A 23134-nucleotide genomic window follows, 5' to 3' on the forward strand; every position below is an offset into this window, starting at 1 on the left:
TTCTTCGATGACTTCACGGATGGTATTCCAATCTGCAGAAGCATCACACAACTCCGCAATATGCTGAGCTATGCTGCGATGGCTGTCTTTTTGGATGTGACCCTCAAAATTTCCAAATGAAATCCCACCCTCCATTAAAAAATTGAAGGTCCAAGTGGGGCGCGACAAAACTTCAACAAGCGTTGAAAAACGAAGCTTTAGCGGGACAGTGAAGCCATTTCGGATGTCTTGGTCACGTTTTCCTTGGATTGGTAGGTCTAATGTAATGCAGAGCACGCGATATCCATTTTCCTTGGCCCGAGTGAGCATGGAAGACATCAGGCCTTTGTCTTTCAGAAAGTACAATTGAAACCATTTTTCCGAAGATGGAACTGCATCAGAAATGGTTTCCATAGACGCAACAGAATTTGTCGATAGACAAAAAGGTATGCCTGTTTGATGTGCCGCTTTAGCCGTAAGTATTTCACCCTTTGGATAGTAAAGGCCTGAGAGACCGGTCGGGGCTAAAATAAGTGGCATACTGCTCGACACGCCCAATATAGACTGGCTTAAGTCTCTTTTGGACACATCAACGCCGACACGAGGAAGTAGCCTATATTTTTGAAAATCTTGTTGATTAGCGCGCCGCGTGTGGCCTGCGCCCGCGCCGCCATCAATAAAGTCAAAAACAGATCTAGGAAGGCGTTTACGTGCTCGCTCTCTCAGGTCAGATATAGATGCAATGCGTTGAAGTTTGGTCATTTAAAAAATAAAAATCCTGACAAAATGTGTGTGTATGCTTCCAATCATACATAGAAGAATACTAATTTACACGCACAGTATGTTGGCCAGATTGCCTATTGAGACAACATTAACGTGTGACCAGCGTCATCAAGAGCTGGAAGAATTTGGTTTCTCAGTACGCGATCAGTGATCGGTCCACGGAAATGCAAAACTACCAAACCTTCGGAATTGATAAAGAAGGTTTCAGGCATCGCAACCACGCCCCAATCGCGCCCATTTCGCGCTTCTTCATCGCGACCGATGCGGTCATAGGGATTGCCCAATTCAGATAAAAAAGCACGCGCTTGACCCAATTGATCGCGATAGTTCACGCCAAATAGCGGGTTTCCTGCTTCGGCCAATGCGGTAAGGGTCGGATGCTCGGCGCGGCAGGGTGGGCACCAACTGGCAAAGAAATTCAGAATGATAAGCCCGTTGCCCTCAAGATCGGCACGGGTCAGAAGCGGCGTGTCGTCAAGCGCCGCTAGATCAAGATGCGGGGCCACGCGGCCTTCACGCGTGGAGGGGAGGGCGGCCGTGTCAACGCCGATGCTGCGCGCGTCCTCCGTGCGGCTTAACTGCACCGCCGCAAGCCCGAAAAACCCAAGCGTTACGGCCAAAGGCACAATCATCATCGGACGAAATTTCATCACAGGTTTTCCGTAGATTTTTGACGCTTGGCCGTGCGGCGCGCTTCGAATTCCTCAAGCCTGATCCGCGTTTTGCGCCCCTGCCAAACAGAGCCTGCCACCAAGATCAGCAAAAGCGCCAATGTCCCTGCATAGGCAGATAGGACCTCAACCGCGTATGATCCCAGATCGGGAAAGATGAAAGGTGTCATGCCATCCGCTCCTGTGCGATCAGGGCGCTGAGGCGGCGGGCGCGAATTTCAGTGCGCGTGCGCAACAGCACAAGGCAGATAAACAAAAGGCCAAAGCCGATAATGCAAATCCAAAGCGGATAGGCAAAGACATCGGCGACATTTTCCTCGGCATCCATCGACAGCGATGCGCCTTGATGCAGGCCTTGGTTCCAGAACAAAATCGCATAGCGCGAAATCACCGCAAAGACCGTGCCAACAAGGCACAGAACGGCGGTCAGGTCTGCGGCCGTATCGGGGTTTTCGACCGCCGCCCACAGCGCCATATAGCCCAGATAGAACAGAAACAGGATCAAAAATGCGGTCAATCTTGGGTCCCATTCCCACCATGTGCCCCACATTGGTTGCCCCCAGACCGCGCCTGTGAACAGGCCGATCAGCGTAAACACCATCCCAACGGGGGCTGCGGCCTTGGCCGCGAGGGCGCTAACATGGTGGCGGCGAATGACCCAAACCAACGAGGCGGCCAACATCATAAACCATGTGCCCGAACCCATAATCGCGGCAGGCACATGGATATAGATGATTTTGACAGTCGCGCCTTGGCGAAAATCATTCGGGGTAAAGAAAAACCCCCAGATCAGCCCACCCACCACCATCGCAACGGCAAGGGCCGTCACCCATGGCAGAACCGCGCCCGACAGCGACATAAATTTTCGCGGATTTGCGTATTCCCAGATGCTCATAAGCGCAGAGATTAGTCGCAGCGCCGCAAGGCCACAAGGGGCTGAAATAGCGGCAGCCTAGCGCAGATTGACGCGGAGGACAGAGGCCGAAGCAAAGGGCAAAATCGCCAAACTGCCCAGACTGATGGCCGCCAATAGGGCCAAAGGGGTGCCAACCGCCTCGCCAGAGGCCCCGTATGAGACAACCATCGACCCAAAAAGCAAACTGGGCACATAGAGTGGCAGCACCAATAGCGACAGCAACAACCCGCCCCGCCGCATCCCCACCGTCAAAGCCGCGCCAAATGTGCCAATGGCCGAAAGGGCGGGCGTTCCCACCAAAAGCGAGATGACAAGCCACAGAAACCCATCCTCGGGCAAATTCAACAACAGCCCCAAAAGCGGCGCCACCAAGGCCAAGGGCAGCCCCGTGGTGATCCAATGCGCGGCAGATTTACTGATTGCGACCATCTCAAGGGGCAGGGGGGAGGTTGCCAGAAGTTCAAGACTGCCATCTTCCCAATCAAGGGCGAAGATCCGATCCAGTGATAAGAGGCAGGCCAAAAGCGCGCCAAGCCACAACACGCCCCCCGACACCTCGCGCAGCAACCCCGTTTCTGGCCCGATCCCAAACGGCACCAGAACGGAAACGATCAAGAAAAAAGCAAGCGCAAGGCCAAACCCGCCCCCCGCTTTTACGGCCAACCGCAAGTCGCGTATCAAAAGACCGATCATGCCGCCCCCCAATCCGAAAATGGGTCAGTCTCGGCTAGCTTTTTGCACATGAAAGGTTTGATGTCGAAAATCCGCGCCTCGGCCAGCCCGAGATCGATATGAGTGGCAATCAATGCGGCCCCGCCACGGGCCAAATGTGCCTGCACGGCGGCAGCAAAGCGCGCGACATTTTCTTGGTCAAGCGACACTGTCGGCTCATCAAGGCACCAAATGGGGCGCCCCGTCACTAAGAGCCGCGCAAGGCTGAGGCGGCGTTTTTGACCCGCACTCATTTCGCCTGCGGGGCGGTCACGCAGATCATGCAGATCAAACGCATCAAGCGCAGTCGTGATGTCACGCTGTCCAAAAACACCTGCCCAAAAATTCAGGTTTTGCGCCACGGTTAGACTGGTTTTGATCCCGTCTGCGTGACCGCTATAGGCGATGCTATCGCTGGCGCAACTGATCTGCCCCGACAGGGCGGGGGCCAGCCCCGCGATGATCCGCAACAGCGTGGTTTTACCTGCCCCATTCGGCCCGCTCAACACCACGGCCTCGCCCGCAGAGAGGGTGAGGTCGACATTTTGCAACACTTGCACAGCGCCGCGCGCGCAGGCCAGAGAGGTGATTTCCAACATCATAGCTTCACAGCTAAACGGAATTTAAGAATTTGGAAAGCGTGCAAACAGGAATGCTTGCGCCTGCCTGTGAAAAAATGTATGCAACGGCATACAAACGCGACCAACCCCCATTGCCACTTCAAAAAGCAAGGGCTAAGGCCGTGACCGTTCAACCCGTTTTTTCGATGAGGGAGGCAAATATGCCCATCACCGTAGGCCACGATAGCGCCGCGACCCGCAAGACCCTGACGGCAGGGGGAAAAACCTATGCCTATTATTCCATCGCCGCCGCTGAGGCCGCGGGGCTTGGCGATTTCTCAAAATTGCCTGCCGCGTTGAAAGTGGTGCTGGAGAATATGCTGCGATTCGAAGATGGTAAGACGGTCAGTGTCGATGACATCAAGGCCTTTGCTGAATGGGCCAAGTTGGGTGGTCAAAACCCGCGCGAGATCGCCTATCGCCCCGCCCGCGTTTTGATGCAGGATTTCACAGGCGTGCCTGCGGTGGTGGATCTGGCCGCGATGCGGGACGGGATCAAGGCGCTTGGCGGCAACCCTGACAAGATCAACCCGCTGAACCCCGTGGATTTGGTCATTGACCACTCCGTGATGATTGACGAATTTGGCAATCCGCGCGCCTTCCAGATGAATGTGGATCGCGAATATGAGCGCAACATGGAGCGTTACACCTTCCTCAAATGGGGCCAGAACGCATTCAACAATTTCCGCGTTGTGCCTCCTGGCACGGGGATTTGTCACCAAGTGAACCTTGAATATCTGGCCAAAACGGTTTGGTCGGATGTGGATCAGAACGGCGATTTGGTCGCCTATCCTGATACGCTTGTTGGCACAGACAGCCACACCACCATGGTCAATGGCGCGGCTGTTTTGGGATGGGGCGTTGGCGGTATCGAGGCAGAGGCCGCAATGCTTGGTCAACCGATCTCGATGCTGATCCCCGAAGTGATTGGCTTTAAATTGACGGGCGCAATGGTGGAAGGCACGACAGGCACTGACCTTGTGCTGAAAGTTGTGGAAATGCTGCGCAAGAAAGGCGTGGTTGGCAAATTCGTTGAATTCTACGGCGAAGGTTTGGATCGCCTGCCTTTGGCGGATCGCGCGACCATCGCCAACATGGCGCCTGAATATGGCGCGACATGTGGCTTCTTCCCAATTGATCATGAAACCCTGCGTTATCTGCGCAACACGGGCCGTGAGGAAGAGGTTATCGCCTTGGTCGAAACCTATGCCAAGGAAAACGGGTTCTGGCGCGATGCGAATTACGCGCCCGTTTATACCGACACGTTGGAATTGGACATGGGCACGATCGTGCCTGCCATTTCTGGCCCAAAACGCCCACAAGATTATGTGGCGCTGTCGAGCGCAAAATCCGCCTTCCGCAAGGAAATGGAAGAGACGTTCAAGCGTCCTTTGGGCAAGCAGGTCGCCGTCAAAGGCGAAGATTACAGCATGGAATCAGGCAAGGTTGTAATTGCCTCGATCACCTCCTGTACCAACACATCGAACCCTTATGTGATGATTGGCGCAGGTCTTGTGGCGCGCAAGGCTGCTGAATTGGGCCTGACCCGTAAACCATGGGTCAAGACATCGCTTGCGCCAGGCAGCCAGGTTGTATCTGCCTATCTTGAGGCCGCAGGCCTGCAAGAAGATCTTGATAAGGTCGGCTTTAACCTTGTGGGGTATGGCTGCACCACCTGTATCGGTAACTCTGGCCCGCTGCAGAAAGAGATTTCTGAGGCAATTGCCGAGGGCGATTTGGTCGCCACCGCGGTGCTGTCAGGGAACCGTAATTTCGAGGGTCGTATCAGCCCCGACGTGCGCGCAAACTATCTCGCCTCGCCGCCGCTGGTCGTGGCTTATGCGATTGCGGGCACGATGGATATTGATCTGGCCAATGACCCGATTGCCCAGACCCCAGATGGTCGTGATGTTTATCTCAAGGATATTTGGCCAACCACGCAAGAAGTGGCAGAAACAGTTGAGCGCACTGTGACGCGGGAAGCGTTCCAAGCCAAATACGCCGATGTGTTCAAAGGCGATGAGAAATGGCAGGGGGTCAAAACCACTGATCAGCAGACCTACGATTGGCCTGCGACCTCGACCTATGTTCAGAACCCGCCTTATTTCCAAGGCATCACGATGGACACCAAAAAGATCGAGAATATCGAAGGGGCCAAGGTTCTGGCGCTTTTGGGCGATATGATCACCACAGACCACATCAGCCCTGCAGGGTCGTTCAAGGACACCACCCCTGCGGGTCAATATCTGATCGAGCGTCAGGTGCCTGTGCGCGAGTTCAACTCTTATGGCGCGCGCCGTGGCAACCACGAGATCATGATGCGCGGCACATTCGCCAATATCCGCATCAAGAATGAGATGTTGGATGGCGTTGAAGGCGGCTATACCAAAGGCCGAGATGGCGCGCAGACCTCGATCTTTGACGCGGCAATGGCCTATCAAGAGCAAGGCACGCCCTTGGTGATCTTTGGGGGCGAGCAATATGGCGCGGGCTCAAGCCGTGACTGGGCTGCAAAAGGCACCGCCCTTTTGGGTGTCAAGGCCGTGATCGCGGAAAGCTTTGAGCGCATCCACCGCTCCAACCTCGTTGGTATGGGGGTGATCCCGTTCGAATTCACAGGCGGCGACACCCGCAAGACCTTGGGTCTGACGGGCGATGAAACCGTGGCAATCAAGGGCTTGGATGCAATCACAGCCTTGGCCGAAGTGCCCTGTGATATCACCTATGCCGATGGCAGCGTGAAAACGATCACGCTGAAATGTCGGATCGATACGGCGGTTGAGATCGAATACATCGAGAATGGCGGCGTCTTGCATTACGTTCTGCGCAACCTCGCCCGCGCAGCGTAAGCCTCGCCACAGTGAAACCAAAAGCCCCGCGCATCGCGCGGGGCTTTTTTATTTGGGTGGGTTTTCGGCGAATTCTACCTCTACAATCCGCGCTTGCCCCGTGGCCCATTGCCAGATTTGGCGGGGAGCTTGGTTGATTTCGGCGCTGCCGCGTTTGAGTTTGCGCCATGTTTTGGCCCATCCTTTGGGGCGCACTGCTTTGCCAAGGCCTGAGATATCAGAATTATAGGCATAGGCGCGCTGTGTCGCCATCGCGGGCACAATGATGCTAGCGGCCAAAGTGCGGCGAATGGGGCTGACCGTGTCATTGAACAGGAAATGGTCAATCGGCACCCGCATCTTGCCGCGCCAAGACAGGGCCAATTCCGCCCCCCGCCGCGACAGGATATAGGCCCCACCCCCCACATGACGCGAACGCATCAGGTGGATTGCGCGGCCTAAGGGGGTTTGACCAATTTGCGCGCCAAGTAAAAGTTTGGATATGCCTTCGTTGAATTTCTCAAGTTTGACCGCCTCGGTGCCGCGCGGGATCCAATCAGAGGTCATCACCGCAGAGGCCAGATCAGCGGCGAGATAGATGTCATCCTCTAAAAAGAGGGCGAATTGCGCGTCTGTTTGCAGAAAGGCGGCCCAAGCCTCGGTATGGCTGACTGTGCAGGCGCGGTCACCCAAACCAAGCCGCCCCAAGGGGCCATATTCCGCAATCACAGCATCTATGCGGGCGGCATCCACGCTTTGTGCATCACAGGCGGAATGACGAATGAAGGTCACGCCGCGCGCGCGCAGGTGATCCCTGATCCGCTCAAGCCGATCGGGGCGGCGGTCGAGATTAATGACATAGATTGGGATATTTTGCGCCATGCGCGCCTCTGGGGTGATTTCTGCTTGCGGCGCATTTGTCATGAAAGCGGCTGTTGAGGCAAGCAATGATGCGCGGCGCTTGTGTTCAAACCCGTGGCTGGGCTATGCCATTCCCAAGGATAAAGGAGCGGCGCGCGTGCAAGACTGGCCTGTTTACGTCATCAATATGGACAGCAATGAAACGCGGCTCGCCCGTGTTGGCGCAGAGTTGGACGGCGCGGGTGTCGCATGGACGCGCCTGCCTGCAGTGAATGGTCGGGCGCTGTCCGAAGGCGCGTTGGCCCGCGTCTATGATGTGCGCGCCAATCGCCGCTACGCGCGGCATGATTTGGTGCCGCCTGAAATTGGCTGTTACCTCAGCCACATCAAGGCCGCTGAATGGCTGTTGGAAAGCGGGGCTGAGGCCGCGGTGGTTCTAGAGGATGACCTGCGCATCACGGGTGACTTTGCCGCGACCCTATCCGCGTTGCAGGATGATTTGCAAAAGCGCCCCGCGGCATGGGATATGGTAAAGCTCTTTTCGTTCAAGCCTGTGCGCCTTGATCAGGCGCAGACGATTGGGCAGGGCTTTACGCTGGGTTGCCCTGATCGCGTTCCCTCTACCACTTTGGGCTATGTTCTGACGCGGGCGGGGGCCGAAAAAATATTGGCCAAAGTGCCGCCGATTTTCCGCCCTGTCGATGAAGATCATAAGCATTTTTGGGAGTTTGATTTGCGCGTGGCGATGATTGCGCCACAAACGATTGCCATCGGCGCGCAAGAGACGAGCGATGGCACAGTCGGCGATAGCCGCAAAAAAATGGCGCAGAAGGACCCGATTTGGGTCAGGCTGTGGCGCTTTGGGCGTTATCGCGTGAATTACCGCCTGCAATTGGCGCGCGCACGGGCCAAGGGGTTATAGGCGCGTGGTCAAACGGATCTTCCATATCATGATGGGGCGCGATGGTGGCACAGAGCGCTTCTTCCTTCGCCTGACCCAAGGGTTTCATGAGGCGGGGATCGAACAAGAATTTGCCGTGCGGCCCGCGCAAATCTGGCTGCCCGAATTGGCCCCGCGCGGGCGCGTGCATCAGGCGACCTATTTGCGCCGTGATCCGATCTCGCTACTGCGTCTTTGGGGCTTGCATCGCCAAATTGCGCGGTTCGCGCCTGATGTGGTGATGGCATGGCGCGCCCCCGTTGCGCGACTGATCCCCGATGGCCCATGGGTCAAGGTACTGCGCCTTGGCGATTTTCCTTTAAATATCAAATATTTCCCGCGTCTTGACGCAGTAATTGCCAACACGCCCGACATTATCACCCATATTCGCGGCCAAGGGTGGCAGGGCGCTGCGCATGTGATTTCAAACTTTCCGCCCGCGCCCAAAACCGCATCGGGGGCGCATGTGCCCCAAGCCCCCCGCGCCACAGGCGGGCGGGTCGTAGCGATTGGCCGTTTTGTCGGGATCAAGGGGTTTGACACGCTGATCCGCGCAATGAGCCACGCACCTGACGCGGAATTGTGGCTGATCGGTGATGGCCCACTGGAGGCGGATTTGCGCGCCTTGGTGGCCGATTTTGGTCTTGTGTCCCGCGTCCATTTCTTGGGGTGGCAAGGGGATATTCTGCCTTTTGTGCAGGCCTGCGATATCTTGGCCATGCCGAGCCGTGATGAGGCTTTGGGCAATGTCATCCTCGAGGCATGGGCGGCAGGGCTGCCCGTGGTCGCCACGCGCAGTCAGGGGCCGCTCTGGTATGGGGTGGACGACGAGAATATGGATTTGGTTGATATTGATGATGCGCCTTCGATGGGGGCTGCGATTGCACGGCTGGGGGCAGATCCTGCGCGGCGCGCGCGATTGGCACAAGCGGGTGCTGCAACACTTGCAGCACGCTTTTCCAAAGAGGCAGTGATCGCGCAATATGTAACCCTTTTTCAAAATCTGGCCGATGAAAAGGCGCAGCGATGACCGGACGCCGCGTGATCCATATGCATTTTGGTACCGATGGCGGGGCGGAGCGGTTCTTTGTCAATCTGTGTCAGGCTTTGACAGAAGCGGGGGTTGAGCAGCGTTTTGTGATCCGTCCCAATCGGGCTTGGGCCAAGGATCTTCGCCCACTTGGCGCGATTTATGAAACCAATTTTCGGTTTCTCAGCCCACAATCTCTTGGGCTGCGGTGGCGCTTGCGTCAGATGCGCGCGGCGTGGCGGCCAGATGCGACATTTGCATGGATGTCGCGCGCCTCGAAACTCTTGCCCCAATCGGGTGGGGGCGTGCGGATCACGCGCTTGGGGGATTATCCGCGCCATTTGAAAAACTTCGCACGCAATGATGTGATCGTTGCCAATACGCCTGGTATTGCGCAGGCTTGCCGCGATTTGGGCTGGCAGCGTCCCCTTGGGGTGATTTCGAATTTCGTGCGCGAGGTGACACCGCGTGCTATTGCGCGGACCACCTATGACACGCCTGACGATGCCTTTTTGATTGTCGGGTCGGGGCGGTTTATCCACCGCAAGGGGTTTGACACGCTGATCCGTGCCTTCGCACAGGTGGAGGGCGCGTATTTATGGCTCGCGGGTGAGGGCGAAAAACGCCCTGCGCTTGAGGCGCTTGCCCGTGATCTTGGGGTGATAGATCGCGTTCGCTTTTTGGGTTGGGTCGAGGAGCCGATGCATCTTGTGGCCAGCGCAGATGCCTATGTCATGCCTTCGCGCCATGAACCGCTTGGGAATGTCATTCTCGAGGCATGGCGCAGTGCCACCCCTGTTGTCGCCACGCGCAGCGAGGGGCCGTCATGGTTTTGTGAGGATGGCAAGGATGCGCTGCTTGTTGATATTGACGATGTTGATGCAATGGCACAGGCGCTCTTGCGATTGCGGGCCAAGCCAGACTTGGCCGCGCAATTAGTGACTGCGGGCCAAGCGCAATTATCCGAGAAATTCACCAAATCCCGCGTTGTGGCGCAATATTTGGCGCTGATTGACGGGGATTTGTCTGCAATGGATTTTGGCCGATGAGGGTGTTGATCATCAATATGGCAACGGCCAAGGATCGTATGGCCTTTATGGCCGCGCAGATGGATCATTTCGGTCTGGACTGGGCGCGGATTGAGGCGATCACCCCCGACACGTTAACCCCGCCTGCCGATGATCCTGTATGGCATCGGTGGCAGCGACCCTTGCGGGTTACAGAAATGGCACTTTGCGCTTCGCATATGGCCGCGTGGCGCGCTGTGATTGCGGCGGATGTCCCGCATTTGATTTTAGAGGATGACGCGACCTTGGCCGCGGATTTGCCCACCTTTCTCGCGGATGTTGCTGGGTTGACCGATGTCGATCACATCTCTCTTGAGACGCGCGGTCGCAAAAAAGTTTTGGGCCGTGTCTTGCATTCTGCGGCCCCGATGCTGCGCCTGTGGCAGGATCGAACGGGTTCTGCGGCCTATATCGCCTATCCTAAGGGGGCGAAGCTGATGCTTGATCACGCGCTGCGTGTGGGTGGGCCATCGGATGCGATTATTTCCTCCACATATGGGATGCGCAGCTATCAGGCTGTGCCTGCTTTGGCGGTGCAATTGGATATTTGCGCGCAATATGGGGTGCCGCAGGCGCTTGAAACCCGATCTTTGATTGATGCCGTTGAAAAGCCGCGCTTGCCGGTGTCGGGCATGGCGGCGCTTGGGTTTCGGGCGCGGCGGATTTGGGGGCAGATCGTCATGGGGTGGCGTCAGTTGCGGCACCAGGGCACAAGGCTGCATGTTGCGCCTGCGCACGATTGGCCAAAGATCACGCTATGAGGGCGTTACGGGCCTATATTGATATTCCACCGATATGGCTGTTCCTTGCCGCATCGGTTGCGTGGATCTTGGCGCGAGAATTGCCCCTGATCATGGCCTTTGGCCCCGTGTTTCGTGTGGGCGGGGGTCTGACCATCGCTGTGGGGGTCGCCGTGATCTTATGGGCGGCTTGGTTTTTCTATCGGGCCAAAACACCGATTGAACCGCGCCATACCCCAAAGGCTTTGATCACATCTGGCCCGTTCAAATATAGCCGCAACCCGATCTATTTAGGCATGGTGTTGATTTTAATCGGGTGGGTATTGGTTTTGGGTGCGCTATCGCCTGTCTTGATCCCCTATCTCTATTTTTGGATGGTGGATCAACGATTTGCTGTCCCTGAGGAAGAGGGGCTACGCCACGCGTTCGGCGTTGAGGGACTTCGCTATATTCAAACCACGCCGCGTTGGATTTAACGCTTCTTTGGTTTTCTTCGATAACAATCGCGGCCATAGTTGTGACATGGGTGGAATATTACCGTGGCTCGCAAAGGCTTGATTGGCGCAGTCGCGAAAAGCGGCCTATGTGAAAGGGGACAGTGCAAGAGGGATGATGATGACAGGCTCGCTGCTGCAAATGGTTCTAGGTCGGATGGTTATTGGCCTGCGCCCCATGGTGCAGGCGCTCTGTTTTGCGGTTTTAGCCATCATGGCCCTTTCCCCCAAAATGGCCGAGGCGCAATCATCCGCAACAGGCCCTGTTGTTGTGGAGTTGTTTACCTCGCAAGGCTGTTCCTCTTGCCCGCCAGCGGATGCGTTGCTCAATGAATTGGCCACGCGGGGCGATGTTTTGCCCTTGGGTCTGCATGTGGATTATTGGGATTATATCGGTTGGCCCGACACATTCGCCCAACCTCAATTCTCGCGCCGCCAAGAGGCCTATGTGCGCGCCGCAGGGGGACGGCGGGTTTATACGCCGCATATGGTCGTGGGGGGGCATGATCATCTGGTGGGGGCCCAGCCGATGGAATTGGCCGATTTGATCCGCGCCCATGCCGCGCAGGGATATCCTGTTGCGGTCGAACTTATTCGCAGTGCAGACGGCTATCGCCTGATGGCGCAAACCACGCAGACTGCGCCAATGGTGGTGCAGGTGATCCGCTATACCCCGCGTGCTGAGGTGGATATCACCCGTGGCGAGAATGCGGGGCGTGATGCTCATTACAGCAATGTGGTGCGGGGTTTGGAAATCTTGGGCGATTGGGATGGCCGCGCCCCGTTTGTGCGCACGATTACGGCAGAGGCAGAGATGGATTTGGCCGTGGTGGTGCAGGCCCGCCTTGGCGCTGGTGCGCTTGGCCCTGTGATGGGGGCTGCACGGGCGCCTCAATAAACGGGGCGCTATAAATCGCGGCGCAGCGCCTCTTCCTCTTCGGCATCTAGATCAAAATAACGCAATTGGCGTTCCGGCTTCCAGCGGCGATGCACCCACAGCCATTGTTCGGGTGTTTCGCGGATGCGCCGCGATATCGCATCTGAAATGGCCTGCGTCATGGCCTCGGCTGTGCCATGCGGGATGGGCGCATCGACCAGAATGTCGAAATCCAAGCCATTTTCACAGCGGCGTGCAAAAATTGGCACAACCAGCGCGTCATGGCGCAGCGCCATTTCCGCCCCCGTCAGGGCCGTTGGTGCAGGTTTGCCTAAGAAATCAACGCGCACCCCGTCTGCAAAATATTGATCCAACAAGATGGCGCATTGCCCACCCCTCTTAATGTGGCGCAGGAATTGCGCCACGCCCCGCCGCCCGCGGGGAAAGGCGGGGCCGCCGAATGCGCGCATCGTATCCTCGTAATGGGCATTCACATAGCCATTGTTCATTGGGCGATAGAGCCCGCCCATGTGATAGCCGCGTTGGTTCATGGCGCTACGAAAGGCTTGGTAATTGCCGAAATGGCCTGAGACAAACAGGATCGGGCGCCCCGCCTGTCGCGCGGCCTCGGCCGCCTGCCATCCCGTGCCATGAGGCTGCCAGTGCTTTGCACGAGCAATCAGGTCGGGTGCGGAATATTGCTCGATCACCGAACGGCCCAGATTATCTAAACTGGCATTGACAATATCCGCGCGCCGTTTCTCGGGCAGATCAGGCCAGATATAGGCCAGATGCCCCATCGCGCGGCGGCGAAACCCCGCAAGCGGCCCCAACACGCGCCGCGTCAGCCATCCGATCAAGGCCACACGCTGCGCATAGGGCAGGGCGCGTGCCGCCGCCAGAACCGCTTGGAACAGGGCGTTTACGACCCAATCAACAGGGGTGCGGCGATCTCGGTCATAGGCGGCCATGGCAGCTGTATCTTTCCCTCAGCCATCTGCGCGGGCGGATGCCACATGGTCAATCTGCGGGGCAAGATGTGGCATCGGATAGCCCGCAGTTGCAATCGCGTCCAAAATTTCATCCCGCGCCATGGTGCCTGCAAGGGCAAAGGCCGACAAAACCGCCGAACGCGTGCCAGAGGCACAATAGGCCAAAATCTTGCCGCTGCTGCCCTCAATCGCATCGGCCTGTTCGTCAATCATGTCCATGCTTAACCCTGCAGCCCCCATTGGGTTATAAACAAATTCCAAGCCCGCCGCTTCGGCTGCGGTCTCAAATGCCGCTGCTTGGAGGGGTTCGGGGTTCTCGGCATCGGGGCGGTTGCAGATCAAGGCTGTGAACCCTTCTGCTTTGAGGGCGGCCAAATCCTCGGGCGCAACTTGCGGCGAGACAAAGATTTTATCGGTGATTTGGCGCGGTTCCATTTCGGGACATCCTCTGTTGTGGTCGGTTTCTGATTGCACAGACCGTTTCACCCAATCTAGGCAGGCTTGGGGCTGAGGGCAATTGTAGAAGTTGACACTCATTGAAGCGGCGGCTGGTCCCTGGTAGCTCAAAAAAGCGAGTGTCTTAGGTGAGAAAAATTCCGATCACCACAGACATCAACCCCAGAGCTGAGAGCAACAGCGCGCCCATGTTGATCACCACGATCCGCTGCAATTTTACGCGCAACTCAGCCTCGGGCCGGCCTGCGCGTTTGGCGAATATGGCCGCGAAAATGCAATAGGCCAAAAGGCTAAGGCCGATCAATGTCAGCCCAGTTCCGATCCAAATAAGCCATTCCATCGCGCATATTCCCTTGGGCTTAAAATTCACTGCCTGCGGGCTAACGCGATTGCGAACTTCACGCAATCCTTTTGCGCCAAACGCGCTTGCGAAAGCCAATGACGGGCGCTAGGTCATGGGCCGTACGATTTTGCTGATCCGCCCGAAGGAGACATGTTTCATGGATGACCAAATTGCCCAAAGCCCCGCTGGCCCCTCTTCCTCGGATGCGACTTATCGGGTCACCGCAGATGAGCTGCGTGCCTTTATCGAGCGGTTTGAGCGTCTCGAGGTTGAGAAAAAGGACATTGCCGATCAACAAAAAGAGGTAATGGCCGAGGCCAAAGGACGCGGTTATGACACCAAAGTCATCCGTAAGCTGATCACATTGCGCAAGCGCGAACCTGACGACATCGCCGAGGAAGAAGCCGTGCTTGAAATGTATAAAGAGGCGCTGGGTATGCGTTGAGGCGCAATGATACGTGTCCCGCTGATTTGCGTAATTCAAGCATCCTAAAGTCGCTAGAGAATGCGCGCGTTTCATCGAAAATTTTTCAATCCAGCCTCTTGCGTCTGCCGCCGTAAAGTCCTATCTGGCCACGCAGTGCCCCTATAGCTCAGCTGGTAGAGCATCTGATTTGTAATCAGAGGGTCCGCGGTTCGAGTCCGTGTGGGGGCACCATTAAATCAATCACTTAAATGATTTATTTAGAAAATCCCTCGTATTGGGGTGCCATATGGGTGCCAAAAGTTTAGGGGTTACTTGGCGTAATTCCGGACATTGATAAGCTAGGGCAGGGGGCGGAGACCCCCTGATATAAGACTGCGCGCCACGGACCCCGCGCCTTGGTCATGGGTTGGTAGATTTCGTTGGGTGGAGTTTTGATGGGGGAATGAAAAATTTGGCATTGAAAGGCACTTGTTTATGGGCCGCCAAGATCCCATTACCATAAGCAAGTAGCAACCAGGGTGGGATCCTGCGCGCAGCGAAAACCAATGTGATTTGTTGTAGTGTGCTCAGGCTGACCTATTCTTGCCTGTGGCCGGTAGCGTCGGCAGTAGGAGTCTGCGCAAAGAAATGAGCCACCTTTCAGTACTCGAAGGTCTTGCGTGCCTGTCTGCTTTAAGTGACCGCAGCACGCGTCTTGTTCTTCGCAATAGAAGCTACTTGTAGTCCACTCCCACACATTCCCAATCATGTTCATGGGAAGGCGAGCGCGTCCTACTCCAGACGCGACTGGAACAGTGAATGGTGGCGACTTTCGGTTGAGATTTTGGTAAGGAAACTCTCCGCGCCAGATATTTGCGGAAGTTAACACTTCACTCATTTCGCAAGCAAGACTTGCAGCAAGCTCCCATTCAACTTCGGTTGGAAGACGTTTTCCAGCCCACGCCGCATAAGCAACCGCATCCGATTGACTGAGTTGCACCACTGGATGGTCCATTCTTTCCGCAATGGTGCTGCCAGGCCCCTCAGGCGCACGCCAGTAGGCACCAGGTACGAACGCCCACCAGTTGCTTGGGTTCAATAGAGAAACCGGGCCAGTCGTCATTCGAAAGACCATCGATCCGGGGGGGCTGCCATCCAGACCTGTGCGCTCTGCCGTAGTGATATAGCTGGTAGCCTTCACGAATGCTTCAAACTGTGCGTTAGTCACGGCATAGCGATCAATAGTAAAAGCCTGCACCTCAACAACTCGCGTCGGTGCTTCTTCAGGGTAGTGGTGGTCCGAACCCATAACAAATTGACCGCCGTCAAAGGCGACCATCGGTGCTAAGTGCTGTGTCGTGACAGTATCCTCTACTGTTTTCATTACGCGTTCCGGTCTGGTAGGCGCTGCTCTGTCACACTATCAAACGGATGTGCCTGAGATGCGTCAAATCCTAAACGTACAGCTTGTCCCGGCGCCAATGCACTATCAGCACTATCAATTAGGCGCAGTTCATCCTCACCAACGAGGCAAGTGATATGGGTTTCATTGCCCATCGGTTCGACCACCTCGACACTAGCACTAATCTCGCCGTCACTAGAAACGTGCAGGTGTTCGGGGCGAATGCCAAGAGTCACATTCTGGTGGGGCGCGAAATCGAACCCCCGCGGCAGTGAAATCTGCCCAGCATCAGTTTCCAGCATCGCCTGGCGATCCTTATCAAGCACTTTGCCCGTAAGGAAATTCATCTGCGGCGCGCCAATAAATCCAGCTACAAAAAGATTTTCGGGTTTGTTGTAAAGTGCCAGTGGCGTGCCGATTTGCTCGATGCGGCCAGCATTCATCACCACGATCTTATCGGCCATCGTCATAGCTTCAATTTGGTCATGAGTAACGTAAATCGAAGTGGTTTTGAGTCGCTGATGCAGAAGTTTTACCTCTTTGCGCATTACGGTGCGCAACTTAGCATCCAAGTTCGAAAGCGGCTCGTCAAAAAGAAAAACTGACGGTTTTCGTACAATGGCACGCCCCATAGCTACGCGCTGTCGTTGCCCTCCCGACAGGGCCTTGGGGCGGCGATCAAGGTAGTCATCTAACCCTAAAATACTGCTTGCTTCGGCCACGGCTTTGCTGATTTCTTCCTTAGGCCGACCCTCGAGTTCCAGCGCAAAAGACATGTTCTGGCGCACACTCATGTGTGGGTAGAGTGCATAGGATTGGAAAACCATAGCAATTTCCCGATCTTTCGGAAGGCGATCGTTTACTACATTGCCGCTGATCCTGATCTCACCAGAGGTGGGGTCCTCCAATCCAGCAATCATTCTCAACAAAGTTGATTTTCCACAACCTGAAGGCCCGACAAGAGCGACGAACTCTCCATCGTCGATGTCTATTGTAACGCCGTGGATCACGTCCACGCTGCCAAAGGATTTTTTTATTTGTGCAAGGTTCACATGGGCCATCGTGTCTCCTCTTGCGTTGGTTAAAGCAGGAATCATCTTGACTAAAATTTCATTATTGGATTTTATAATTTTAAATATGGAATTCCGAAAGTAAAAAATGAACCCGAACGTAAGAATTCTTGAAGTAATGGAGTACTTGATGGCCGCCGGTTCAGAACCTGTGAAACAGGTCGATATCGCACGCGATCTTGGGATAGCGCCGGCCACGGTAAACCGCATCATAAAGACACTTTCAGATCGGGGTTATCTGTTTCGGACCACTCAAAAATACTGCATTTGTAACTTTCGTCTGACGCGAAACGTACCGATGTCAGAAGAGTATTTGGCGATCCTCAACTCGTTGATGAACGGCATCACAGAGGAGTATCAAGTCTCGATGGAGGCAGTCGTCGCCGCTGGCTTCGATTTTATCTGGCATGCTCGTACGGAGCTTCCCAATGCCACTGTGGCAATCCGAGCCAAGGCCGGCTTTCGCCGCAGCATTTTCGAACTTGATGCAATGTCACGGCTCTATCTAAGTCGCTTTGACTGGGAAGAAGTGAGTTACAAATTTTTCACAGGCGGCTTTTTCACGGCAAGTGTCGAAAGGCGCACGCTGAAGCCTGAGGAGGCGCGCAGCCTAATTGAAGGGGCGGCCCAGGACCATTTCCAGTGTGATTTTGATGGCAACCATGTAGGCGTCCGTCGCTTCGCTACCATTATCGAAGACGCAGAGGGCAAGCCGCTCCATTTGTTGAGCATGGCAGAGGCCGCCACACCTGTGCTTGACCGCGATGAGCATATTTCCGAAGCGAGGCGCATCCTCAGTAACGCTCGGATCGTCCTGCAAAAGCAGATCCTGAAAGAAGCCGGCAGGGAGGCCGGTTCTATGCATCCGGCACAGACCGGTTAACCAAATATGGAGGAGAAAAACATGAAACTTGCAAGTAGTCTACGCAACGGATTAAGCGGCCTCGCCGTGCTAGCAATGGCGCCAGTTTCGGCGCTAGCGGACGATTTGAATGTCGTTCTGTTCTCGATGCCCTACACGCGTGGGTTGGCTGAACTAGAGGCGGATTTTGAGGCAAAGACTGGCCACACTGTAAATATTGAGGTCGTCGGTCAAGATGTCTTTGAAAATCGCATCACGTTGACCTTCACCGGTAAGACCGGCGACATTGACGTAGTCCATACGCCAGTTATTCAGGTTCAGCGTTGGATTGAAGCAGGATGGATTCAATCCATTACTGACGGCGTGAATAATATGGAAGCCCGCGAAGATATACTCGCTGGTCCACTCGATGCCTATCTTGTCAACGGTGACTACTATGCTCTGCCTTTCTTTGCCGAAACAGGTATGATGGCCTACCGAACGGACGTACTCGCCGCCGCAGGTTATGATAGCCCGCCCGAAACCTGGGAAGAGGTTCTAGAAGTTGCTGCGGCGGTGCACTCTGAAGATATCGCTGGCGCGGCCATGCGAGTAGCGCCTGGTCAAGGCTTCAACATGTTTGTTTTTCCCATGATTATGCGCGCTTACGGGGGCACCTTCTTTAAGGACTATACCGGTGGTGACCTGACACCCAATATGAACACGCCGGAAGCGTTGGCTGGTTTGGAAGTATATAGCACACTGATGAACGATTATGGTCCTGAAGGCATCGGCAATTTCAACTTCGGCGAGGTTGCTGCGGCGATGCAGTCAGGCCAAGTCGCTATGATCTTCGACGGCACAAGTATTGCGGCCCAAGCGATGGACCCAGAGGCCAGCCAGTTTGTCGACCAAATCTCGATTGCGCCGATCCCAACGGGACCTGCGGGTCGGTTCCCAACCATCGCTGTGCACGGACTGGGTATTCCAGCGGATGCTCCTAATGCTGAAGCGTCTTTTGAGTTTATTGAATGGGCCACTAGCGAAGAGACTTTGACCCAGATTGCGCTAGCACAGCCCTATGGGGACTTTACCCGTGCATCTGTCGCGCAGAACCCTGATGTTTTGGCAAAATATGCCTCAATTCACCCCGATTTTCTTGATTTGCGTGTGCAAATGTTGAACGATGCTATCGGACACTACCGTCCGCTTCTGCCGTATTGGCCACAAATGGGCGCTGCTGTGGGTGAGATGATCAACTCGGCTGTGAACGGCATTATGAGCAACGCAGAGGCGTTGGCTGCTGCCGATGAAGAAATCGAAGCTATTCAGGCTGAAAATCAATAAAGTCTGAACCCTTCGTCAGGCTTCTCCGGTAACTCCTACCCATTTCCCATGCCGGGGAAGCCCCCTTTTAACGCGATGAAGAGATGACACAGATATCTGGCGTTCAACCCGTTTTTCAAAAAACTTTTGCACGAATGCTTTATCCAGCGGTGATTGCCGTGGGAGTTTTTGCAATCTTACCACTTTGCGGCATGTTGGCGTTGTCGTTCACTGATTTTCACCTAGTGAAATCCTGGGACCGCGAAATTGGCTTTCAGAACTTTGAGCGACTGGTTAACGACCGACGCTTCATTAACTCAATCTACGTCATGATGGCGCTTAGCATGTTCGGTGTGTTCTTCCAGGTTACCATTGGCGCTCTTGTCGCGGTAGGGTTGGAAAAAATTGTGCCTAAATGGCGGCTCATAAGGGGCGTATTTGTGGTGCCCTTCGTCGTGCCTGCCGTGGCTGTGGCACTGATCTGGCTTAGTCTCTTCACGCCAACTCTCAGCCCAATAAACGCATTCTTCGATCTTTTTGGAGTCACTGTACCCGCTATGCTGACCTCAGCGAACGGGGCAATTGCCGCGATCGTGATTGCTGACACATGGGCCAGCTACCCCTTTGTGATGTTGTTGATCCTGGCTGCCCTGCAGGGTATCCCAAGCGAACTAGATGAAGCCGCAGCGATCGATGGGGCGACTAAGATCCAAGTCTTTTTTCGCATCACGCTGCCGTTGCTTCTACCGGCACTGCTTATGGTGTCGCTTTTCCGTTTTATAGAGACATTAAAACATTTTCCTTTGATATTTGTAATGACTAACGGCGGGCCAGGCCGCTCCACGCAGGCTACAAATTACTACGCTTTTATTCAGACGTTCCAGTCCTCGAACGTTTCTTATGGCGCTGCTATTGCCGTATTTCTGTTTCTATTCGCCGCCGTCGTTAGCTTTTATGTGGCGCGCTCCAATGCTAGGATTTCCGATGCCTAAACATGCGACAGGTCCGAAGCAGTTCGCGGGCATTACGATGATGCTCGCCTTCTTGTTCTTTGCGCTGCTGCCAATCATCTGGGCACTCATCTTAGCTTTTCGCCCCAGAGATCGGCTATTTGAGCCAATCTGGGAGTCGCCTTTTGCACTCACGCTCGACAATTTTAATGCACTCTTGCGATCTGAGTTTCCATTTGCCCTGTTCAACAGTTTTGTGACGGCCGGAACCGCTACTATCCTAGCACTTATTATTGGCATCCCGGCAGGTTTTGCGTTGGCAAAGGGCCGCTCGCAACGCAAGTTCATCGCATCATGGGCACTTCTGCTCTTGCGCATGGCGCCGCCGGTTGGCTTTGTAATTCCACTGTTTCTGATTTACCTAAACATCGGATTTCTAGACACGTGGGCGGGCCTGATCGCTGCCTACATGGTGTTGACCCTGCCATTAGTGGTATGGTCAACTTGGACTTCTTTTTCACAAATCCCTGATGAACTAATCGAGGCGGCATTGCTGGATGGAGCGTCTCTTTTTCAGGCGTTGGTCAAGGTGGTAATTCCGGCCGCTCGGCCTGGGATCGTCGCTGCTGCAGTGCTAGCATTCCTGCTCGCTTGGAACGACTTCTTTTTTGCGCTGATCATCACTCGAGGGGACACTATTACCGCCCCGGTCGCCGTAATGAATTTTGTCTCCTATGCCAGCGTGGAATGGGGAGGTATTGCCCTCGCGAGCATCGTTTTGACACTGCCGACTGTTCCTGTGATCATTGTGGCAAACAAATATATCGTCCAATCCATGGGGGGGGCCGTTAAAGGATGAGCATGGACCAGCGCCCAAATATAGTTTTTATTCTGACTGACCAGCAGCGCCTCGATACCATCGCGGCACTGGGGTACGATCATATGATCACACCTAATTTAGACAGGTTGGTCAGTGAAGGCGCAGTGTTTCGAAACATGTATGTGACGGCGCCTTCCTGCGCTCCCTCGCGAGCGTCGTTATTCAGCGGCACCTATCCGCATACTAACGGCGTTTTTCGTAATGACGAACCCTGGTCCTATTGCTGGGTCAGTGAGTTGAATAAGGCCGGCTATCGCTGTGTAAATGTTGGCAAGATGCATACTATGCCCATTGAAGGCGCCTTCGGGTTCCATGAACGGCATGTGGTAGAGAATAAAGACCGAGACCATCCGAACCTCCCATTTTATCTCGACAATTGGGACAAAGCCATCCATGCGCGAGGTGCTTACAAACCATCCCGTGTGACCTATGCCGAGCGGCCCGATTACGATGATGCCTTGGGGGCTTTCGTCTGGGATCAGGATAAGGACTTGCACCCCGATGTCTTTGTTGGGGAGATGGCCTGCTGGTGGTTGGAACGCTACACTGGAACTGAACCGTTCTTTTTACAGGTTGGCCTACCTGGGCCGCACCCGCCGTATGATCCGACCCAGGATGCGCTGGACCTCTACGCTGGTAGAGACCTGCCCAAACCCATCCAATATGATTATAGTATCCAGCCTGCTCCGCTGCGTGCATTGCGCAAAAATCATCTTGAACAGGGGCACGATGCAGTAATGCATCTTAATACTCCGTCCGATGAACAGCTACGTCGCCAACGCGCACACTACTACGCAAACGTAACTATGATCGACGAACAAGTCGGTGAGATCGTATCCAAGTTAAAAGCGCGGGGGGTTCTCGACAATACGGTGATCATCTTTACCTCTGACCACGGTGATTGCCTCAACGATCATGGCCATTCTCAGAAATGGAACATGTTCGAACAATCAGTACATGTTCCAGCCCTCATCTGGTGGCCAGGGCATGTGCCTGCAGGAAAAGAGGTTTGGGATCTCGTGGCGCTTTTCGATTTCGGCCCAACTATTCTTGAATACGCAGGCGTGGAAGTGCCCGAGTGGATGGAGGCGCGATCGCTCTCGGATGTTTTGACCGACAACCGGCAAGAGCCCCGTGAACGTGTTTTTGCCGAACATTCCAACGATCCCATACTAACTGGTACTGACTTTATGACAATGATCCGTGAAGGTGATTGGAAATTGGTGCATTTCGTTGATTGCGATGAGGGGCAGTTGTTCAATTTGGCTTGCGACCCGGACGAACGCGATAACTTGTGGAACCATCCAGATCATAGGGTCAAAAAACAGGCGCTGATTGATCAGATATTACATTGGCGTATCATGAGCGCGCACAAGACACAGGGATTTACGCGTATGCTAGCGGATAGCCGTCAGGGAGCATCCGTGGCGGCGCTTAAAGACAGCTAGCAGCTCCAGAGTGGTCCCGTTGGTCGGCGCGTCTCTATGGGGCGTTCAGCGCCGTGTTGAGAGTGCGGCAAGCGAGGTTCATGCATTTCCTCGCTATAACGCTACCAATTTCACAAACTCCAATTCAGCAAGTGCGGCGTTGAATAAGTGGTTAAAAGCAGAGGTGGGAAATATGGCGACCGTACATTCGTTTCGGCACTCAATGCGGGACCGTTTGCGAGCCGTTGAGTGCCCGGCTGATATAGTGGATCAGATTGGTGGATGGACAACGCGCGGAGTAGGTCAAAGTTACGGAACGGGATATCCATTAGAAGTTGTATCGAAATGGGTCAAACTGATACAGTTACAGTGACGGGATATACGGAGTTTTTCTTGGATTATAGTGAGTTCATAGACAAGCTGTTCTGGGCTTGTGTTAAGATTTTAGAAATTTGGTCAGAACGTCTCGGGATTTCTTACGAAGAGCTTAACATTTGGCTTTTTGTTGTTTTGCATCCGTTGTT

At 54.8% G+C, this 23134-nt stretch carries 25 protein-coding genes and 1 tRNA gene; 14 read left to right on the plus strand and 12 right to left on the minus strand.

Translation table 11 applies throughout. The features are described 5' to 3' along the window. The 6 genes from AAC637_RS00005 to ccmA form a co-directional block, all read right to left on the minus strand. Positions 1-741 (minus strand): alpha-hydroxy acid oxidase (locus tag AAC637_RS00005; RefSeq protein WP_340301757.1); only part of this gene is annotated, 741 nt, incomplete at its 3' end. A gap of 95 nt (positions 742-836) precedes the next feature. Continuing rightward, entirely contained in the window at positions 837-1412 is a 576-nt protein-coding gene (locus tag AAC637_RS00010) for a DsbE family thiol:disulfide interchange protein (protein WP_340255646.1), read from the minus strand. Further along, positions 1412-1603 (minus strand): heme exporter protein CcmD, encoded by a 192-nt coding sequence (gene ccmD, locus AAC637_RS00015; RefSeq protein WP_340255649.1) that lies wholly within the window; start codon positions 1601-1603, stop codon positions 1412-1414. Before ccmD ends, AAC637_RS00010 begins: the two co-directional genes overlap by 1 nt. Further along, a complete protein-coding gene (locus AAC637_RS00020) occupies positions 1600-2328 on the minus strand; it encodes a heme ABC transporter permease (protein ID WP_317655136.1) in 729 nt (242 codons plus the stop codon). The genes ccmD and AAC637_RS00020 overlap by 4 nt, the downstream gene beginning before the upstream one ends. Positions 2329-2385: 57 nt before the next feature. Continuing rightward, entirely contained in the window at positions 2386-3042 is a 657-nt protein-coding gene (gene ccmB, locus AAC637_RS00025; RefSeq protein WP_340301758.1) for a heme exporter protein CcmB, read from the minus strand. Beyond that, complete coding sequence (ccmA, locus tag AAC637_RS00030) at positions 3039-3662, minus strand: heme ABC exporter ATP-binding protein CcmA (RefSeq protein WP_340301759.1); 624 nt, start codon at positions 3660-3662, stop codon at positions 3039-3041. The genes ccmB and ccmA overlap by 4 nt, the downstream gene beginning before the upstream one ends. 179 nt (positions 3663-3841) lie before the next feature. Here ccmA and acnA point away from each other — a divergent pair, with 179 nt between their 5' ends. Continuing rightward, positions 3842-6529, plus strand: coding sequence for an aconitate hydratase AcnA (acnA, locus tag AAC637_RS00035; RefSeq protein ID WP_340301760.1), 2688 nt, complete (start codon positions 3842-3844; stop codon positions 6527-6529). A 48-nt stretch (positions 6530-6577) separates the two neighbouring features. On the opposite strand, the gene AAC637_RS00040 is transcribed toward acnA, so the two are convergent. Continuing rightward, a complete protein-coding gene (locus AAC637_RS00040; protein WP_340301761.1) occupies positions 6578-7432 on the minus strand; it encodes a glycosyltransferase family 25 protein in 855 nt (284 codons plus the stop codon). Between AAC637_RS00040 and AAC637_RS00045 the strand changes: the two genes are divergently transcribed. The 6 genes from AAC637_RS00045 (at position 7431) to AAC637_RS00070 (ending at position 12538) form a co-directional block, all read left to right on the plus strand. Next, positions 7431-8291, plus strand: coding sequence for a glycosyltransferase family 25 protein (locus tag AAC637_RS00045; RefSeq protein ID WP_340301762.1), 861 nt, complete (start codon positions 7431-7433; stop codon positions 8289-8291). The genes AAC637_RS00040 and AAC637_RS00045 overlap by 2 nt on opposite strands. 4 nt (positions 8292-8295) lie before the next feature. Then, the gene (locus AAC637_RS00050; protein WP_340301763.1) at positions 8296-9339 is read left to right on the plus strand and encodes a glycosyltransferase; all 1044 of its coding nucleotides are present in this window, start codon (positions 8296-8298) and stop codon (positions 9337-9339) included. Next, complete coding sequence (locus AAC637_RS00055; RefSeq protein WP_340301764.1) at positions 9336-10388, plus strand: glycosyltransferase; 1053 nt, start codon at positions 9336-9338, stop codon at positions 10386-10388. The genes AAC637_RS00050 and AAC637_RS00055 overlap by 4 nt, the downstream gene beginning before the upstream one ends. Next, on the plus strand, positions 10385-11167 hold the full coding sequence (locus tag AAC637_RS00060) for a glycosyltransferase family 25 protein (protein WP_340301765.1): 783 nt from the start codon (positions 10385-10387) through the stop codon (positions 11165-11167). The genes AAC637_RS00055 and AAC637_RS00060 overlap by 4 nt, the downstream gene beginning before the upstream one ends. After that, on the plus strand, positions 11164-11622 hold the full coding sequence (locus AAC637_RS00065; RefSeq protein ID WP_340301766.1) for a methyltransferase family protein: 459 nt from the start codon (positions 11164-11166) through the stop codon (positions 11620-11622). The genes AAC637_RS00060 and AAC637_RS00065 overlap by 4 nt, the downstream gene beginning before the upstream one ends. A gap of 82 nt (positions 11623-11704) precedes the next feature. Further along, positions 11705-12538, plus strand: coding sequence for a DUF1223 domain-containing protein (locus tag AAC637_RS00070; protein ID WP_340301767.1), 834 nt, complete (start codon positions 11705-11707; stop codon positions 12536-12538). Between the two features lie 8 nt (positions 12539-12546). Here AAC637_RS00070 and AAC637_RS00075 read toward each other — a convergent pair whose 3' ends face one another. The 3 genes from AAC637_RS00075 to AAC637_RS00085 form a co-directional block, all read right to left on the minus strand. Next, positions 12547-13488 (minus strand): lysophospholipid acyltransferase family protein, encoded by a 942-nt coding sequence (locus AAC637_RS00075; protein WP_340301768.1) that lies wholly within the window; start codon positions 13486-13488, stop codon positions 12547-12549. Between the two features lie 18 nt (positions 13489-13506). Further along, a complete protein-coding gene (locus tag AAC637_RS00080) occupies positions 13507-13944 on the minus strand; it encodes a TIGR01244 family sulfur transferase (RefSeq protein WP_340301769.1) in 438 nt (145 codons plus the stop codon). Positions 13945-14089: 145 nt separating this feature from the next. Beyond that, positions 14090-14305, minus strand: a complete 216-nt coding sequence (locus AAC637_RS00085; protein WP_340301770.1) for a hypothetical protein — start codon at positions 14303-14305, stop codon at positions 14090-14092. 160 nt (positions 14306-14465) lie between these two features. Here AAC637_RS00085 and AAC637_RS00090 point away from each other — a divergent pair, with 160 nt between their 5' ends. Both AAC637_RS00090 and AAC637_RS00095 read left to right on the plus strand, forming a co-directional pair. Beyond that, positions 14466-14753, plus strand: a complete 288-nt coding sequence (locus tag AAC637_RS00090; RefSeq protein ID WP_340301771.1) for a DUF2312 domain-containing protein — start codon at positions 14466-14468, stop codon at positions 14751-14753. Positions 14754-14890: 137 nt separating this feature from the next. Next, positions 14891-14966: transfer RNA gene (locus tag AAC637_RS00095), tRNA-Thr, on the plus strand. Positions 14967-15228: 262 nt separating this feature from the next. Here AAC637_RS00095 and AAC637_RS00100 read toward each other — a convergent pair. Both AAC637_RS00100 and AAC637_RS00105 read right to left on the minus strand, forming a co-directional pair. After that, on the minus strand, positions 15229-16098 hold the full coding sequence (locus tag AAC637_RS00100; RefSeq protein WP_340301772.1) for an SUMF1/EgtB/PvdO family nonheme iron enzyme: 870 nt from the start codon (positions 16096-16098) through the stop codon (positions 15229-15231). Then, positions 16098-17213, minus strand: coding sequence for an ABC transporter ATP-binding protein (locus AAC637_RS00105; protein ID WP_445322693.1), 1116 nt, complete (start codon positions 17211-17213; stop codon positions 16098-16100). Before AAC637_RS00105 ends, AAC637_RS00100 begins: the two co-directional genes overlap by 1 nt. A gap of 61 nt (positions 17214-17274) precedes the next feature. Here AAC637_RS00105 and AAC637_RS00110 point away from each other — a divergent pair, with 61 nt between their 5' ends. The 5 genes from AAC637_RS00110 to AAC637_RS00130 all read left to right on the plus strand — a co-directional run bounded on the left by AAC637_RS00110 (position 17275) and on the right by AAC637_RS00130 (position 22631). Then, positions 17275-18069: a helix-turn-helix domain-containing protein gene (locus AAC637_RS00110; protein ID WP_340301774.1), complete on the plus strand. Its 795-nt coding sequence runs from the start codon at positions 17275-17277 to the stop codon at positions 18067-18069. Positions 18070-18090: 21 nt separating this feature from the next. Then, a complete protein-coding gene (locus tag AAC637_RS00115) occupies positions 18091-19374 on the plus strand; it encodes an extracellular solute-binding protein (protein WP_340301775.1) in 1284 nt (427 codons plus the stop codon). 83 nt (positions 19375-19457) lie between these two features. Continuing rightward, entirely contained in the window at positions 19458-20345 is an 888-nt protein-coding gene (locus tag AAC637_RS00120; RefSeq protein ID WP_340301776.1) for a carbohydrate ABC transporter permease, read from the plus strand. Then, positions 20338-21162, plus strand: a complete 825-nt coding sequence (locus AAC637_RS00125) for a carbohydrate ABC transporter permease (protein WP_340301777.1) — start codon at positions 20338-20340, stop codon at positions 21160-21162. The genes AAC637_RS00120 and AAC637_RS00125 overlap by 8 nt, the downstream gene beginning before the upstream one ends. 2 nt (positions 21163-21164) lie before the next feature. Further along, positions 21165-22631, plus strand: coding sequence for a sulfatase family protein (locus tag AAC637_RS00130; RefSeq protein WP_340301778.1), 1467 nt, complete (start codon positions 21165-21167; stop codon positions 22629-22631). Positions 22632-23134 lie beyond the last annotated feature (503 nt).

The organism is Roseobacter sp. HKCCD7870 (assembly GCF_037830315.1).
Classification (GTDB): Bacteria; Pseudomonadota; Alphaproteobacteria; order Rhodobacterales; family Rhodobacteraceae; genus M30B80.

Bases quoted from the DNA above. Each gene is read 5' to 3' on its own strand.
- AAC637_RS00090 (WP_340301771.1), top strand. From the start codon at position 14,466: ATGGATGACCAAATTGCCCAAAGCCCCGCTGGCCCCTCTTCCTCGGAT.
- AAC637_RS00060 (WP_340301765.1), top strand. From the start codon at position 10,385: ATGAGGGTGTTGATCATCAATATGGCAACGGCCAAGGATCGTATGGCC.
- AAC637_RS00105 (WP_445322693.1), bottom strand. From the start codon at position 17,213: ATGATTCCTGCTTTAACCAACGCAAGAGGAGACACGATGGCCCATGTG.
- AAC637_RS00120 (WP_340301776.1), top strand. From the start codon at position 19,458: ATGACACAGATATCTGGCGTTCAACCCGTTTTTCAAAAAACTTTTGCA.
- AAC637_RS00115 (WP_340301775.1), top strand. From the start codon at position 18,091: ATGAAACTTGCAAGTAGTCTACGCAACGGATTAAGCGGCCTCGCCGTG.
- AAC637_RS00010 (WP_340255646.1), bottom strand. From the start codon at position 1,412: ATGAAATTTCGTCCGATGATGATTGTGCCTTTGGCCGTAACGCTTGGG.
- AAC637_RS00055 (WP_340301764.1), top strand. From the start codon at position 9,336: ATGACCGGACGCCGCGTGATCCATATGCATTTTGGTACCGATGGCGGG.
- ccmD (WP_340255649.1), bottom strand. From the start codon at position 1,603: ATGACACCTTTCATCTTTCCCGATCTGGGATCATACGCGGTTGAGGTC.
- AAC637_RS00075 (WP_340301768.1), bottom strand. From the start codon at position 13,488: ATGGCCGCCTATGACCGAGATCGCCGCACCCCTGTTGATTGGGTCGTA.
- AAC637_RS00040 (WP_340301761.1), bottom strand. From the start codon at position 7,432: ATGACAAATGCGCCGCAAGCAGAAATCACCCCAGAGGCGCGCATGGCG.
- AAC637_RS00045 (WP_340301762.1), top strand. From the start codon at position 7,431: ATGAAAGCGGCTGTTGAGGCAAGCAATGATGCGCGGCGCTTGTGTTCA.
- ccmB (WP_340301758.1), bottom strand. From the start codon at position 3,042: ATGATCGGTCTTTTGATACGCGACTTGCGGTTGGCCGTAAAAGCGGGG.
- acnA (WP_340301760.1), top strand. From the start codon at position 3,842: ATGCCCATCACCGTAGGCCACGATAGCGCCGCGACCCGCAAGACCCTG.
- AAC637_RS00110 (WP_340301774.1), top strand. From the start codon at position 17,275: ATGAACCCGAACGTAAGAATTCTTGAAGTAATGGAGTACTTGATGGCC.
- AAC637_RS00080 (WP_340301769.1), bottom strand. From the start codon at position 13,944: ATGGAACCGCGCCAAATCACCGATAAAATCTTTGTCTCGCCGCAAGTT.
- AAC637_RS00100 (WP_340301772.1), bottom strand. From the start codon at position 16,098: ATGAAAACAGTAGAGGATACTGTCACGACACAGCACTTAGCACCGATG.
- AAC637_RS00130 (WP_340301778.1), top strand. From the start codon at position 21,165: ATGGACCAGCGCCCAAATATAGTTTTTATTCTGACTGACCAGCAGCGC.
- ccmA (WP_340301759.1), bottom strand. From the start codon at position 3,662: ATGATGTTGGAAATCACCTCTCTGGCCTGCGCGCGCGGCGCTGTGCAA.
- AAC637_RS00125 (WP_340301777.1), top strand. From the start codon at position 20,338: ATGCCTAAACATGCGACAGGTCCGAAGCAGTTCGCGGGCATTACGATG.
- AAC637_RS00020 (WP_317655136.1), bottom strand. From the start codon at position 2,328: ATGAGCATCTGGGAATACGCAAATCCGCGAAAATTTATGTCGCTGTCG.
- AAC637_RS00065 (WP_340301766.1), top strand. From the start codon at position 11,164: ATGAGGGCGTTACGGGCCTATATTGATATTCCACCGATATGGCTGTTC.
- AAC637_RS00085 (WP_340301770.1), bottom strand. From the start codon at position 14,305: ATGGAATGGCTTATTTGGATCGGAACTGGGCTGACATTGATCGGCCTT.